Source organism: Streptomyces sp. SID13666 (genome assembly GCF_010548325.1).
Classification (GTDB): domain Bacteria; phylum Actinomycetota; class Actinomycetes; order Streptomycetales; family Streptomycetaceae; genus Actinacidiphila; species Actinacidiphila fildesensis.
On record NZ_JAAGLX010000011.1, the window covers coordinates 32,995 to 47,257 of the forward strand.

Sequence of the window (14,263 nt, forward strand, 5' to 3'; positions counted from 1 at the left end):
GCGTAGCTGGCTTTTTTGGGGCTCGGTTCGCCGGGGCGAGCCGACCGAGCCCCTAAGTAGCGGGCCGCGCCATGGCCGCCAGGAAGGCCTTCTCCACGTCCGCCGTGGACAGCACTCCGTAGATCTCGCCCGTCGGCTCGACGACCAGGTACTCCGTCGACGGCGTCGCCCGCAGGGTGTCGAGCAGGTCCTCGCCCGCCAGTTCCGTCGAGACCCGCATGCCCGGCTTGAGGTCCTGGGCCAGGCCGCTGACCGCAACCCAGGGGCGGCGGTGCTCGGGGATGCCGACGATGGCGGCCTCGCGGACAACCGCGGTCGGGTCCCCCTGGCCGTCCACGACGACCAGGGCGCGGGCTCCCGCCTCGTTGGCGCGACGCAGCGCCTCGGACAGCGGGGTGTCGGAGCTGACGGGCACGGCGCGCCGGGTGAGGGTGCGGGCCCGCAGGTCGGGGAGGCGTTCGCGCAGCCGGGCCATGCGCAGGCTGTTCCCTGCGCCGGTCCAGATGATGGCGGCCAGGATCGCGGCGAGCAGGGCGTCGGTGAGCGAGTCGAATCCGCTGCTGTCGGCGGTGTTGTCGTACGTGAGCAGGGGCAGTCCGAGGACGGCGATGGCCAGCGCGCGGCCGGTCCAGGCGGCGGCGACGGTGCCGCTCATCGGCTTGCCGGTGATCTTCCAGACGACGGCCCGGAGCATCCGGCCGCCGTCCAGCGGGAGGCCCGGCAGCAGGTTGAACACCGCGACGATCAGGTTGCTGATCATGAGGCCGGCGAGCAGCACCCCGGGGACCGTGCCGGGCTCGACGACCTGCATGCCGCCGTAGAAGACACCGGCCAGCACCAGGGAGAGCAGCGGGCCGACGAAGGCGAGGACGAACTCCCGGCCGGGGGTCTCGGACTCCTTCTCGATCTCCGAGACACCGCCGAAGAACTGCAGCTGGATGCGGCGCACGGGAAGGTCGAAGCGCAGGGCGGCGACGGTGTGCGCGAGCTCGTGGATGAGCACCGAGGCGTAGAAGGCGACGGCGAAGAAGAGCGAGACGAGGTAGCGGACGTTGCCGAGTTCGGGCAGCACCTTGTCGAGCTGGCCGCCGAAGACCCAGGTGATGAGGGCCGCGACCAGGAACCAGCTGGGAGCGACGTAGACGGGCACGCCGAAGATGCGGCCCATGAGGATGCCGCCGCCGGCTTCGCGCGGGCTCTTCTTCTGACCGTTCCCCGGCTGGGCCTGCGTGCCTTGGGACGGCGGCTGCCCGCTCTCGCTCACTGGTTCCCCTCGTTCATGTGTGAACCCTCGCACCGGCTGAATCGATCTTGCAATGCGAGGGGCTCTGCCGTCGATGGTATTGCCCGGTGGTCCGCGGCCGACACCGGCTGTCGGTGGGAGGCCGTAGGGTCGTCTGCCATGGGCACCAGCACCTCAGACATCCCTCCCCGGCCACCGTCGTCGCTCTCCCCGTCACGGGCGTCGGACTTCATGCGGTGTCCTCTGCTGTACCGGTTGCGGGTGATCGACAAGTTGCCGGAGAAGCCGAGCGAGGCGGCCACCCGGGGCACCGTGGTGCACGCGGTGCTCGAACGGCTCTTCGACTCCCCCGCTTTCGAGCGTACGGCGGACCGCGCCCGTTCGATGGTTCCGGGCGAGTGGGAGAAGCTGCTGGCCGCCCGGCCCGAGCTGGCCCAGCTCTTCGAGGTGGCGGACGGACCGGGCCTCACCCGGTGGCTGGAGAGCGCCGAGCAGCTCGTCGACCGCTGGTTCACGCTGGAGGACCCGACGCGGCTGGAGCCCGCCGAGCGGGAGCTGTACGTGGAGACGGTGCTGGACTCGGGGCTGACGCTTCGCGGGTACGTCGACCGGCTCGATGTGGCGCCGTCCGGCGATCTGCGAGTGGTCGACTACAAGACGGGCAAGGCGCCCCGCCCGGAGTACGCAGGCGAGGCGCTGTTCCAGATGAAGTTCTACGCGCTGGTGCTGTGGCGGCTGCGCGGGGTGGTGCCGCGCCGGCTGCAGCTGGTCTATCTGGGCAGCGGCGACGTGATCATGTACGACCCGTCGGAAGCGGACCTGCTGAGCGTGGAGCGCAAGCTGCTGGCGCTGTGGGACGCGATCCGCGAGGCCACGACGACCGGCGAGTGGCTGCCGCGGCGGACCAAGCTCTGCGGCTGGTGCGACCACCAGGCGGTCTGTCCGGAGTTCGGGGGCACTCCCCCGCCCTATCCGCTGCCGCTCCCGGGCCCCGCGCCGTCCGGTGACGATGTGATCTAGGCAAGAATGGGGCGGGTCCGGCAACGACGAGGGAGATCTTGTGGCGATTCGCGTCCTACTGGTGGACGACCAGCCGCTGCTGCGTACCGGCTTCCGCATGATTCTGGAGGCCGAGCCGGACCTTGCCGTGATCGGTGAGGCCGGGGACGGCCAGCAGGCTCTGGACCAGGTGCGGGCGCTGCAGCCCGACGTGGTGCTGATGGACATCCGGATGCCGCGGATGGACGGGGTCGAGGCGACCCGCCAGATCACCGGCCCCGGGCGGGACGGACCGGCGAAGGTCCTGGTGCTGACCACCTTCGACCTGGACGAGTACGTGGTCGAGGCGCTGCGCGCCGGTGCCAGCGGCTTCCTGCTCAAGGACGCGCCGGCCGCCGAGCTGGTGCAGGCGATCCGCGTGGTCGCGGCGGGCGAGGCCATGCTCGCGCCCAGCATCACCCGCCGGCTGCTGGACAAGTACGCGGGACGGCTCCCCTCCGGCGAGGAGTCCGTGCCGCAGCCGCTGCACACCCTCACCGAGCGCGAGGTCGAGGTGCTGAAGCTGGTCGCCCGGGGTCTGTCGAACGCGGAGATCGCGGCGGAGCTGTTCGTCAGCGAGACGACCGTGAAGACCCACGTCGGGCATGTGCTGACCAAGCTGGGCCTGCGCGACCGCGTCCAGGCGGCGGTGTACGCGTACGAAAGCGGGCTGGTGCGCCCCGGAGCCGGCTGAGCGGCCGCGGTGGGCGTCGTGGCCGCGCCGCCGGGTCGGTAACGTCCCCGGCATGCAGACCACTCTCCACGGCGCGTCGGTCACGCTGCGTCCGGCCGCCGCCGCCGACATTCCCGCGCTCGCCGCGATCCGCTCGACCCCGGAGGTCTACGAACGGTGGCACGGTGACCGCGACCGGATGGCCGCCTCCGTCGCCGAGGACTTCGCCGAGCCGGACACCGAGGTCTTCGTCATCGAGCACGAGGGCCGGGTGGTGGGCGCGATCCAGTGGGGCGCCGAGGAGGAGCCCGACTACCGGCACGCGAACATCGACATCTATCTCGACCCCGCCTGCCACGGCCGCGGGCTGGGCACCGACGCCGTGCGGACCCTCGCCGGGCATCTGATCGCCGATCACGGGCACCACCGGCTGATCATCGATCCGGCGGCCGACAACACCGCTGCCATCCGCTGCTACACCAAGGTGGGATTCCGGCCGGTCGGCATCATGCGCGACTACGAGCGCGGCCCCGACGGAACCTGGCACGACGGTCTCATGATGGACCTGCTGGCCCGGGATCTTCCGGTTGAGGACAGAACCCGGCGTGGTCCGAGCGATCCCGGGCGCTCTGTCACACCCCCCGCCTAGGATGACCGGGACGGCTGGAGCTGACGGCCGACGGTCGACAAGGGGCCCTCGATGAGTGATCTCGCGGCAATGGACGGTGTGGCTTCGGAGCTGCAGCTGGAGCGGCACCGGGTGGAGCTGACGGGCTACTGCTATCGGATGCTGGGATCGGCGTTCGAGTCGGAGGACGCCGTCCAGGAGACCCTGGTGCGGGCGTGGCGCAGCTTCGACCGGTTCGAGGGCCGGGCGTCGCTGCGGTCGTGGCTGTACCGCATCGCCACCAACGTCTGTCTGGACATGCTCAAGGCACGCGAGCGCCGGGCCCGCCCGATGGATCTCGCGTCCCCCGTCTCGTCCTCGTCCCCGTTGACCCCGGCACTGCCGGAGGCGACGTGGATCGAGCCGATGCCCGACGGCCGGATGCTGCCCTCGGGCGGCGATCCGGCCGAGGTGGCCGCCCAGCGCGATTCGGTCCGGCTGGCGTTCGTCGCCGCGCTGCAGCACCTGGCGCCCCGGCAGCGCGCGGTGCTGATCCTGCGGGAGGTGCTCGCGTGGAAGGCCAGCGAGGTCGCCGAACTGCTCGACACGACGGTGGCGTCGGTCAACAGCGCGCTGCAGCGGGCCCGTTCGGCACTGGCCGCCAGTGATGTCACCGCCAGCGACCCGGCCCGGCCGATGGACGAGACGCAGCGCGCCCTGCTGGCCCGCTACGTCGACGCCTTCGAGCGCTACGACCTGGACTCGCTCACCTCCCTGCTGCGGGAGGACGCGACGCTGTCCATGCCGCCGTACGAGCTGTGGTTCCGCGGCCCCGCGGACATCCGCGGCTGGATGCTCGGCACCGGCATAGGCTGCGCGGGCTCGCGGCTGCTGCCGGTCACGGCGAACGGCTCACCGGCGTTCGGCCAGTACCGGCCCGCTTCCGACGGGGGCCACGAGCCGTGGGCGCTGCAGGTCATCGAGATCTCAGGGGACCGGATCACCGGGATCAACTCGTTCCTCGACACCGCGCACCTGTTTCCGCTGTTCGGCCTGCCTCCCCGGCTGGAGCCGTAACCCCGGCTCCAGGGGAAGCACGTCCCGCAGCCCCGCCAGAGCGAGCAGGCCGCGCAGCCGCCCGCCGGCGTTCCGCAGCCGTATCCGGCTGCCGAGCCGCCGGGCGGTGAGCTGCAGCCGGGCCAGGGCTTCGACGGTGACCGCGTCCGGATCGGTGAGCGCGGCCACGTCGCAGGTGACCCAGCCCGGTTCCCCGCCGTGCAGTCGGTCCCGCAGGCAGGCGCAGAGCTCGGGTATGCCGGCGCGGGTGAGCGGGCCGGCCAGGACCCAGACGACCCCGTCCGGGCCCTGCTCCGGCTGCCGTCCGGCCCGCTCCGGCGCCTCGTCGGCTGCACTCACCGTCGGCCTCCTGTCGTGGGTTCTCCTACGACAGACCTGCCGGCCGGGCAGAACTCATCGCCGGCGGGGTGTACCGGCCCTGCAGCGCCCAACAGGCCGGTCCGGCGACCGGTCAGGCGGCCGCTTCGACGACGTCCGCGACGGCGCAGCTAACGTTGTCGGGCCCGCCGCCCGCGTTGGCCAGCGCGATCAGCTCGCGGACGGCCTGCTCGGGGTCGGTGACCGAGGCGAGCACCTGGTGGATGTCCGGGCCCGGCACCACGGTGGTCAGGCCGTCGGAGCACAGCAGATAGCGGTCGCCGGGGAGGGCGTCGCGCAGGCGCAGATCGGCGGCGGACGCGTCGCCGCCGTCGAGAGCCCGCAGCAGCAGCATCCGCTGGGGGTGCGAGGCCGCCTCTCCCGCGCTGATGCGGCCGTCGTCGACCATCGCCTGCACGAGGGTGTGGTCGTGGGTGATCTGGAAGAGTTCGCCGCCGCGCAGCAGATAGGCGCGTGAGTCGCCGATGTGGACCAGGGCGAGCTGCGATCCGGTCCACAGCATGGCCGTCAGGGTCGTTCCCGGCCCCTGGAGCCCGCCGTCGGGCCCGGCGAGGCCCCGCACCGCCTCGTTGGCCTCCTGTACGGCGTTCTCGAGGGCGTTGAGGAGACCGCCGGCGGGGACGCCGGGGCCCGGGGTGCCGGTGCGGGTGCTGTCGGCGAGGTCGAGGCGCTTGAGCGCGTCGATGGCGGCGGCGCTCGCGGGCGCCCCGCCGGCGCCGAATCCGTCGGCGACGGCGAGCAGCCGGGCGTCGGCGTAGGCCGCGTCCTGGTTGCTCTCGCGGATCAGGCCGGTGTCGGTGAGCGCGGCATAGCGGATCGCCAGAGCTGCTCCGGTGCGTTCCATGACGGTGTCCTTCCGTGACAGGTGGTCGACGAGGAAGGTCGCGAGGTCCCGCCGGGCGTCGGTGTCGGACTCGACCTGTTCCCAGAACGCGGCGACGGCCTCGGCCGCCGCGGCCGGCGCCAGGTCGCACACCACCCGGATCCGTGCCAGCGGCATGCCGAGCCGGCGGAGCCAGGCCACCAGCCCGGCCCGTTCCAGCTGCGCCGGATCGTAGAACCGGTAGCCGGTCAGCGGGTCGACGCGGGCGGGCGGCAGCAGTCCGAGTTCGTCGTACAGCCGCAGCGCCTTCGGCGACAGGCCGGACGCGTGTCCGAACTCCCCGATCGTCAGCAGCACCGTGCTCGCCTCCTCCTGCCGGGCGGCGTGCCCGGCTGCCCCGATGCTGTGGTCTGCCCCAGGGACAAGGTCAACCCCGGCCGCCCCGGCACAGCGGAACGGGCCCGGACGACAGTGTCGTCCGGGCCCGTTCCAGTGTCCTGATCAGCCTGCTGTCAGCCCGTCACACCTCGTCCCAGCTCCCAGAACTGGGTCGTGGAGGACGCGTTGAGGGTCCACTCGGTGCCCGTGATGTCGCTGCGGGCGGCGAGGTACTGCTTGCCCTGCCACAGCGGCAGCATCGGCACGTCCTGGGCGATGATCTTCTGCATCTCGGTGAAGTCCGGGAAGGTGGCGCTGCGCTGGGTCTTCTGCCGGGTGGAGTTGATCAGCTGGTTCTGGATGACCGGGTTCGCGTACGCCAGCTCCAGGAAGTTGTCCTTGCCGAGGAACGGCGCGACGTAGTTGTCCGGGTCCGGGAAGTCGGGGAACCAGCCCATCCCGTACACCTGGTACTGGTGCTTGCGCCCGCCGTCGGTGTACGTGTGCCAGTCGGCCACCGGCTGCAGCTTGATCTTGAACAGCCCGCTGGCGTCCAGCTGCTTCTTGAGCAGCTCGAACTCCGCCTTGGTCGCCTCGCCGTAGTGCTCGGTCGTGTACGAGAGCGTCAGCTCGACCGGCGTGGTGATGTTGGCGTCCTTGAGCGTCTTACGGGCCTTCGGCCCGCTCGGCTCGCCGTAGGAGTTGTAGAACGAGGTGGCGTGGGCGGTGATGCCGGCCGGGACCATCGAGTAGAGCGGCTCGGTGGTGCGCTTGTAGACGTCGCGCGTGATGGCCTGCCGGTCCACGATCTGGGCGAAGGCCTCGCGGACCGCCTTCTGCTTCACGACCGGGTCGGCCGTGTTGAAGACCAGGTAGCGGATCTCGGTGCCGGCCGTCTCGGTCAGCTTGACGTTGCTGTCGGTGCTGATGTTGAGGCTGTTGAGCTGGTCGGGCGTCATCGTCCGGTTCATGACGTCGATGTCACCGGCCTTGAGCGCCTTCTCCATGTCCGTGGAGTTCTTGAAGAACTTGAGCTCGATCTTGCTGTTGTTCAGCTTGATCGTGCCCTTGTAGTGCGGGTTCTTCGTGAAGACGGCCGAGTCGCCCTCCTTGAAGGAGTCCAGCTGGTACGGGCCGGAACCCATGATGTCGAAGCCGGGGTGCTGCTTCTTCGCGTCGTACACCTCACTGTCCACGATCGCCGCGGCGGGCGTGGCCAGCTTGTACGGGAAGGTGGCGTCGGGGTCCTTGAGGTGGAAGACGACCGTGGCGTCGTCCGGCGTCTCGACCTTGTCCACGTTGGTCAGAAGGCTGTACGGGCCGTTCTCGTCCTTGATCGCGAGCATGCGGTCGACGGAGAACTTCACGTCCTTGGACGTGAGCGCGTGCCCGTTGGAGAACTCGAGGCCGTCCCGCAGGGTGCAGCGGTACTGCTCGCCGAGCCCGTCGGTGAAGTGGCACTCCTTGGCGGCCTCGGGCTCCGGGTCGGTACCGCTGCGGGGGTAGCGCAGCAGCGTCTGGAACGTGTTGTAGAAGACGTTCCAGGACTGGATGTCGTAGCCCGTGACGGGGTCGAGCGGGGCCGGCGCCTGCGGCGTGATGTGGAACTCGTCGGTGGTGCCGAAGACGATCGCCTTGCCGTCGTCCCCGCTGCCACTGCCGGATCCACAACCGGCGAGAACGGGCGTCATCAGACCCACGACTATCGGCAGCGCGAGCAGCTTGCGATTCATCCTCGACGTTCTCCCTTGTATGTGCTGATCAACTCGTCACGCCCCGCCCGAGCTCCCAGAACTGGGTGGTGGTGGAGGAGTTGAGCGCCCATTCCACACCGGTGATGTCACTGCGGGCAGCGATGTACTGCTTGCCCTGCCACAGCGGCAGCATCGGTACGTCCTGGGCGATGATCTTCTGAGCGGTCTCGAAATCACTGATGGTGGCGCTGCGCTGGGACTGCTGTCGGGTCTGCGGGATCACCTGGCGCTGGATGATGTCGCTCTGGTAGGGCAGCTTCAGGAAGTTGCCCTTGTCGAAGAACGGAGCGATGTAGTTGTCCGGGTCCGGGAAGTCGGGCAGCCAGCTCAGAGCGTAAGCGGCGTACTTGTGCTTCTTCACCTCGGTGAGGAAGACGTTCCACTCCTCGCTCTTGAGCGTGACGTCGAACAGGCCGCTCGCGTCGAGCTGAGCCTTGATCGCCTCGGCCTCCTCCTTGTTGCTGGAGCCGGCGAGGTCCTTGCGGTACCAGTAGTCGAACGCGACCTTGTCGTCGATACCGGCCTGGTGCAGCAGCGCCTTGGCCTTGGTCACGCTCGGGTCGCCGTAGGTCTTGAAGAAGGAGTTGGCGTGCCCGGTGATGCCCACCGGGACGGGCGAGTACAGCGGATCGGCGGTCCGCTGGAAGACATCACGGGTCAGCGCCTGGCGGTCCAGGATCTGGGCGACGGCCTGGCGGACGGCCTTGGGCCGCACCGCCGGGTCCGTGGTGTCGAAGAACAGGTAGCGGGCCTCGGTGCCGGCCGCTTCGGTGAGCTTGACGTTCTCGCCGTCGCCGGCCTTGAGCAGCCGGTTGATCTGGTCGGGCCGCATGGTGCGGGTGGCGACGTCGACCGTGCCCTTCTTGAGCTCGGCCTCCATCGTGTCCGCGGACGTGAACATCCGCAGCTGCACCTTGCTGTTGTTCAGCTTCAGCGTGCCCTGGTAGTTCCCGTTCCTGGAGAAGACGGCCTTGTCGTCCTGCTTGAAGTCGTCCAGCGTGTAAGGGCCGGAGCCGACGATCTTGAAGCCGTCGTACGGCTTGTCCGCGGGGTAGACCTGGCTGTCCAGGATCGCGGCGGCGGGCGTGGCCAGCTTGAGCGGGAAGGTGGAGTCCGGCGCCTTGAGGCGGAAGACCACGGTCTTCTCGTCGGGCGCCTGCACGGTGGCGACGCCGGATATCAGCGACGCGGGACCGTTGTCACTGTTGATCTTCAACATGCGGTCGACCGAGAACTTGACGTCCTCGGCCGTCAGCGCGTGACCGTTGGAGAAACTGAGCCCCTTGCGGAGCGTGCACTGGTACACCTGCCCGACCAGGTCGGTGAAGCCGCACTTCTCCGCGGCGTCGGGTTCCGGGTTGGTACCGCTGCGCGGGTAGCGCAGCAGCATCTGGAAGGTGTTGTAGAAGACGTTCCACGTGGCGCTGTCGTACGACGTCGCCGGATCCAAGGGTGACGGGTTCTCCTTGGTCAGCTTGATGCTGTCCGTGGTCCCGACGACGATGGGTTTACCGCTGCTGTCACCGCCACTGCCCGATCCGCCGCAACCGGCGAGGGCGGGTGCGACGACGCCGAGAAGCATCGCCGGCACCAGTAGCTTACGGTTCATCCTCGTCGTTCTCCCTTTGGTCTTTCCGTGCTCAGTCGATCCTCAGCCGTTCCCGGGCGGGCGACGCGACGCCTGCGCCGCCCGCCACCGTGTAGGTGATGATGCGGTTATCCGCCGGAGCCGGGGTACAGGTGGCAGGCCACTTGGACGTCCGTTTCCGGCAGCAGGTTGAGCCGCGGGTCCTGTGATGGCGAGAACTCCACCACGGCCCGGCCGCCTTCTGCGTGCATGGTGATCACGCCCCGCCAGAAGGGCTCGCGCGGCTCGGCCGCCGAGGCCTCCTCACGGAGTCGGCGGAGGTATTCCAGCACATCTTCCGCGCTGTGCCCCCTTCCGGGGGTGACTGCGGCGGAAGTGACCCCGGATTCGGAGAGCGCGTCAAGATCGCCGAAGAGCGCCCTTTCCTTGCCCGCCTCCGCCGGCGGCAGTTCGAGCCATCGGCGTTCCAGCAGGCCACGCAGGTCGCGGGCCTCCCAGCCGCAGCCGGCCAGGGCGACCGGGCAGCGCGGGTGGAAGGAACAACCGAGCGGCGGCTTGGCCGCGTCCGGAATCTCACCGCGCAGCAGCTCGCGCTCGACGGCGAGCGTCGGGTCGGGCTCGGGGATCGCCGCCAGCAGCGCCTTGGTGTACGGGTGCTTGGGGTCGGCGAAGACCTCCGCGGTGGGCCCGTACTCGACGATCCGGCCGAGGTACATGATCGCGATGGTGTCGCAGAAGAACTTCGCGCTGGCCAGATCGTGCGTCACATAGACGTACGTCAGGTCCAGGTCCCGCTTCAGGTCCAGCATCAGCTGCAGGATCTTGGCGCGGACGCTCATGTCGAGCATGGAGATCGGCTCGTCGGCGACGAGGAGCTCCGGCTCGGCGATGATCGCGCGGGCCAGCACGGCCCGCTGCTTCTGGCCGCCGGACAGGTCGCCGGGGAACTTCGTCAGGTACCGCTCGGGAGGGGTCAGGCCGACCCGCTCCAGGGCGTCGGTGACCTTGGCGTCGTACTCCGCGTCGCTGCTCACCAGGTTGTGGATGCGCAGCGGGTGGCCGACGGCGGTGCGGATGTCCATCGCCGGGTTGAGCGAGGCGTGCGGGTCCTGGAAGACCATCTGCAGCTTGCGGCGCAGCGGCCGCATCTTGCGCTCGCCGAACTCGGTGATGTCCTCGCCCCGGTAGCGGATGGTGCCGCCGGTGGCCCGGTTCATGCCCAGCAGGGTCCGGCCGAGGGTGGTCTTGCCCGAGCCGGACTCGCCGACCAGGCCGAGCACCTCGCCCTTGCGCAGCTTCAGGTTGACCCCGTCGACGGCCTTGACCGCGCCCGCCGCCTTGCCGGCCAGCCGGCCGAAGACGTTGCCCCGCATGCCGAAGTGGACCTCGAGGTCCTGCATCTCGACGAGCGTCTCGCGGTCGTCGAGAGCTACGACACCGCTCGCTTCTGTATCAGGCTTCGTCAGCAACGCTGATCTCCTTCACGGCGGCGAGCGGCTCGCGCCCACCCGTTCCCAACTCGTCGGCCATCGAGGGGTCGACCTCGATCGCCTGCTGCCAGCAGACGCTGTGCACGCCGGACGGCAGTACCACCTCGGGCGGCTCCACCTTCGCGCATCCCTGCATCGCCACCGGGCAGCGCGGGCTGAACCGGCAGCCCTCCGGGGGGTGCACCAGGTCCGGGGGGCTACCCGGGATGAAGTGCAGTCCGGTGGTGGAGAGCGAGATCGTGGAGCGGAGCAGCTCCTTGGTGTACGGGTGCTGCGGGTTCGCGAACACTTCGCGGGCATCGCCCTGTTCGACGATGTGGCCCGCGTACATCACCGCGACCCGGTCACACGCTTCGGCGACGATACCGAGATTGTGGGTGATCAGCACAAGGGATGTGTCGAAGTTCTTGCGCAGATCGGCAAGGATCTTGATGATCTGTGCCTCGACGAGGACATCGAGCGCCGTCGTGGGCTCGTCCGCGACGATGAACGCCGGGCGCAGCACGAGGGCGAGCGCGATCATGATGCGCTGGCGCATACCGCCCGAGAACTCGTGGGGGTAGCTCTCGTACCGGCTGGCCGGGATGCCCATACCGCGCAGCGCCTCGATGGCGCGCTCGCGCAGCTCGTTCTTCGAGAGGTCCTTGTGGTGCGTGTGCAGGGCCTCCTCGAAGTGCTGGGAGATCCGCATCAGCGGGTTCAGCCGGGTCATCGGCTCCTGGAAGATCAGCCCGAGGTCCGGGCCGCGGAGCTTCTGCAGCTCCTTGGCGGGCAGGCCCACCAGGTTGCGGCCCTTGCCCCCCTTGCTGTTCAGGATCACTTCACCGTCGACGGAGGCGACGGTGGGCGCCAGGCCCAGCACACCGCGGCCGAGGGTGGACTTGCCACAGCCGGACTCGCCGACCAGGCCGAGCGTCTCGCCGGGGCGTACGTCGAAGCTGACGCCGTCGACGGCGCGGACCGGTCCGCGTTCGGTGCCGTACCAGACGCGCAGGTCGCGTACGGAAAGGACAGGTTCGGTCATTTCGCGGCCTCCCCTTCTTCTGCGGTTGCTGCGGTAGCTGCGATTGCTGCGGATTCCGCGTTCGCCGCGGTTGCCGCGGTCTTCGCGGTCTCGGCGGTGACGACGCGGCGGCGGCTGAGCGCGGGCAGCGCCACCTTGGTGATGCGGCGGCGGCGCATGGTCGGGTTGAGGACGTCGTTGAGGCCCTCACCGAGCAGCGTGAAGCCGAGGATGGCGATCACCATGGCGATGCTCGGGTAGAGACAGGTCCACCACATGCCGGCGTTGACGTCGCTGATCGCGCGGTCGAGGTCGTAGCCCCACTCGGCGGCGTCGGTGGGCTGGATGCCGAGGCCCAGGAAGCCCAGGCCGGCCAGTGTGCCGATGGCGTCGGCGGCGTTCATCGTGCCGATGACGGGCACCGACTGGATGACGTTGCCGAACAGGTACTTGCGGATCACCACGGAGGGCTTGGCGCCCATCGCGCGGGCCGCCTCCACAAAGGTGGCCTCACGGGCGGAGAGCGCCGAGGCGCGGACCACCCGGAAGTACTGCGGGATGTAGACCACGGTGATCGACAGCGCGGCGGTCACCACGCCCCCGCCGGTGATGCTGGCGAAGACGAAGCCGGCCACGATGGCGAGCAGCAGGTAGGGGAACGCGAAGAGCGCGTCCATCACCAGCACCAGGATGCGGTCGAGCCAGCCGCCGAAGTAACCCGCCAGGAGGCCCAGGAGGACCCCCAGGATGAGCGAGAAGACGACGGCGAGGACCATCACCTCCAGCGCGGTGCGGGCGCCGTAGACGGTCCTGGAGACCACGTCGAGGCTCTGCACGGTGGTGCCGAACCAGTGGTCGCCGTCCGGCGCGCCCTGCTTCGGGAAGGTCTTGCCACCGGACTGGTACGTGTCGAAGTCGTACGGGGCGATCAGCGGGGCGAAGATCGCGGTCAGCACGAAGAGCAGCGAGAGGATCGCGCCGGTCCACAGCATGAACTTGGGCACGCCGTGGGCCTGCCGGACCGCGATCACGATGCGCCGCAGACCGCCGAAGCGGACGGACTTTCCGGGACCCGGGGCCTTGGGGGTTATCTCCGGGTCGAGCGGAGCGGGGAGTGTCGTCTGGGCCATCAGTACCGCACCCTCGGGTCGATCAGCGCGTTGATGAAGTCGATCAGCATGCTGATCACGACGACGACGAGGGCGAAGACGGTGACGATGCCCTGGACGGCGACGTAGTCGCGCTGGTTGATGTAGTCGATGAGCTGGCGACCGATACCGGGCCAGGTGAAGATTCGCTCGGTGAGCACCGCACCGCTGAGCAGCATCGCGACCTGGAGGCCGAGGACGGTGATCACCGGGACCATCGCGTTGCGGAAGGCGTGCCGTCCGACGACGGCGGTCTCCTTCACACCGCGGGCGCGGGCCGCCTCGATGTAGTCGCCCTGCAGCGACTGGATGAGGTTGATGCGGATCATGCGGATGAAGACACCGACGATCAGCAGGCCCAGCGCGATCGAGGGCAGGACCAGGTGGTTGGCGATGTCGCCGACCGCGTCCCAGTCGCCCACGATCATGGCGTCCACGATCAGGATGTGGGTCTGCGTCGGCACGTTCAGCTGCACCAGTGGGGAGGCCTGGCCGGACGTGGCGCCGAAGGCGAGCATCAGCATGGGCGCTGCGACGATGACCGGCACGGCGTAGCTGAGGATGCCGAAGAGCCGGCCCGCCACGTCGATCGTGCTGTCCCGCAGCCGGCCCGCGAGCAGGCCCACCGGGATACCGATGACGCTCGCGAAGACCAGGGCGCCGAAGGTCAGGGTGAGGGTGGCGCCGCCGTTCTCGATGATGATGTCCCGCACCTGGCGGTGGTCGGAGAACGTGGTGCCGAAGTTCAGGGTGACGACGGACTTCAGGTAGTCCCAGAACTGCTGGTACATCGGGGCGTCGAAGCCCGCGGCATGCCGTCTCGCCGCGAGTTCCGCCGCGTTGAGCTTGCCGCCCTGGGAGGCCGAGATGGGGTCACCGGGGGCCACCCGCATCAGGACGAAGACCAGGACCAGCAGGATGAGAACCATGGGGATTGCGAGCGCGATCCTGGTGAGGATGTAGCGGCGCAGCGACCCGGACTGCTTACTCATGGAGGGGTGTCTTTCTTAGCCGGAGTGGCGGCCGGCCCGCGGGGGAGAGACTCCCCCGCGGGCCGGCCGGC

The 14,263-nt window shown here is 69.4% G+C and carries 13 protein-coding genes; 4 read left to right on the forward strand and 9 right to left on the reverse strand.

Features of this window, described 5'->3' with window-relative positions; translation table 11 throughout:
- Positions 1–52: 52 nt before the first annotated feature.
- On the reverse strand, positions 53–1,264 hold the full coding sequence (locus tag G3I60_RS16845) for a site-2 protease family protein (protein WP_164293727.1): 1,212 nt from the start codon (positions 1,262–1,264) through the stop codon (positions 53–55).
- Between the two features lie 138 nt (positions 1,265–1,402).
- Between G3I60_RS16845 and G3I60_RS16850 the strand changes: the two genes are divergently transcribed.
- The 4 genes from G3I60_RS16850 to G3I60_RS16865 are packed head-to-tail and all read left to right on the forward strand — an operon-like array spanning position 1,403 to position 4,638.
- Positions 1,403–2,263 carry a PD-(D/E)XK nuclease family protein gene (locus G3I60_RS16850; RefSeq protein ID WP_164293728.1) on the forward strand — a complete coding sequence of 287 codons (861 nt, stop codon included), beginning with the start codon at positions 1,403–1,405 and terminating at the stop codon, positions 2,261–2,263.
- A gap of 40 nt (positions 2,264–2,303) precedes the next feature.
- On the forward strand, positions 2,304–2,975 hold the full coding sequence (locus G3I60_RS16855; RefSeq protein ID WP_138354806.1) for a response regulator transcription factor: 672 nt from the start codon (positions 2,304–2,306) through the stop codon (positions 2,973–2,975).
- Between the two features lie 52 nt (positions 2,976–3,027).
- On the forward strand, positions 3,028–3,603 hold the full coding sequence (locus tag G3I60_RS16860; RefSeq protein WP_164293729.1) for a GNAT family N-acetyltransferase: 576 nt from the start codon (positions 3,028–3,030) through the stop codon (positions 3,601–3,603).
- Between the two features lie 51 nt (positions 3,604–3,654).
- A complete protein-coding gene (locus G3I60_RS16865) occupies positions 3,655–4,638 on the forward strand; it encodes a sigma-70 family RNA polymerase sigma factor (RefSeq protein ID WP_164293730.1) in 984 nt (327 codons plus the stop codon).
- Here G3I60_RS16865 and G3I60_RS16870 read toward each other — a convergent pair.
- From G3I60_RS16870 to G3I60_RS16905, 8 genes are all read right to left on the reverse strand, one after another.
- On the reverse strand, positions 4,549–4,977 hold the full coding sequence (locus G3I60_RS16870; protein ID WP_343240976.1) for an STAS domain-containing protein: 429 nt from the start codon (positions 4,975–4,977) through the stop codon (positions 4,549–4,551). The two genes, G3I60_RS16865 and G3I60_RS16870, sit on opposite strands and share 90 nt — an antisense overlap.
- A 112-nt stretch (positions 4,978–5,089) precedes the next feature.
- A complete protein-coding gene (locus tag G3I60_RS16875; protein ID WP_343240978.1) occupies positions 5,090–6,196 on the reverse strand; it encodes a MerR family transcriptional regulator in 1,107 nt (368 codons plus the stop codon).
- Between the two features lie 155 nt (positions 6,197–6,351).
- Complete coding sequence (locus G3I60_RS16880) at positions 6,352–7,950, reverse strand: ABC transporter substrate-binding protein (protein WP_164293731.1); 1,599 nt, start codon at positions 7,948–7,950, stop codon at positions 6,352–6,354.
- Between the two features lie 28 nt (positions 7,951–7,978).
- Positions 7,979–9,580, reverse strand: a complete 1,602-nt coding sequence (locus tag G3I60_RS16885) for an ABC transporter substrate-binding protein (RefSeq protein ID WP_164293732.1) — start codon at positions 9,578–9,580, stop codon at positions 7,979–7,981.
- A 107-nt stretch (positions 9,581–9,687) separates the two neighbouring features.
- Positions 9,688–11,028, reverse strand: a complete 1,341-nt coding sequence (locus tag G3I60_RS16890) for an ABC transporter ATP-binding protein (protein ID WP_232485980.1) — start codon at positions 11,026–11,028, stop codon at positions 9,688–9,690.
- Positions 11,012–12,073, reverse strand: coding sequence for an ABC transporter ATP-binding protein (locus G3I60_RS16895; protein WP_138354800.1), 1,062 nt, complete (start codon positions 12,071–12,073; stop codon positions 11,012–11,014). Before G3I60_RS16895 ends, G3I60_RS16890 begins: the two co-directional genes overlap by 17 nt.
- On the reverse strand, positions 12,070–13,182 hold the full coding sequence (locus tag G3I60_RS16900; RefSeq protein WP_164293733.1) for an ABC transporter permease: 1,113 nt from the start codon (positions 13,180–13,182) through the stop codon (positions 12,070–12,072). Before G3I60_RS16900 ends, G3I60_RS16895 begins: the two co-directional genes overlap by 4 nt.
- Positions 13,182–14,192: an ABC transporter permease gene (locus G3I60_RS16905; protein ID WP_138354799.1), complete on the reverse strand. Its 1,011-nt coding sequence runs from the start codon at positions 14,190–14,192 to the stop codon at positions 13,182–13,184. Before G3I60_RS16905 ends, G3I60_RS16900 begins: the two co-directional genes overlap by 1 nt.
- Between the last annotated feature and the right edge of the window lie 71 nt (positions 14,193–14,263).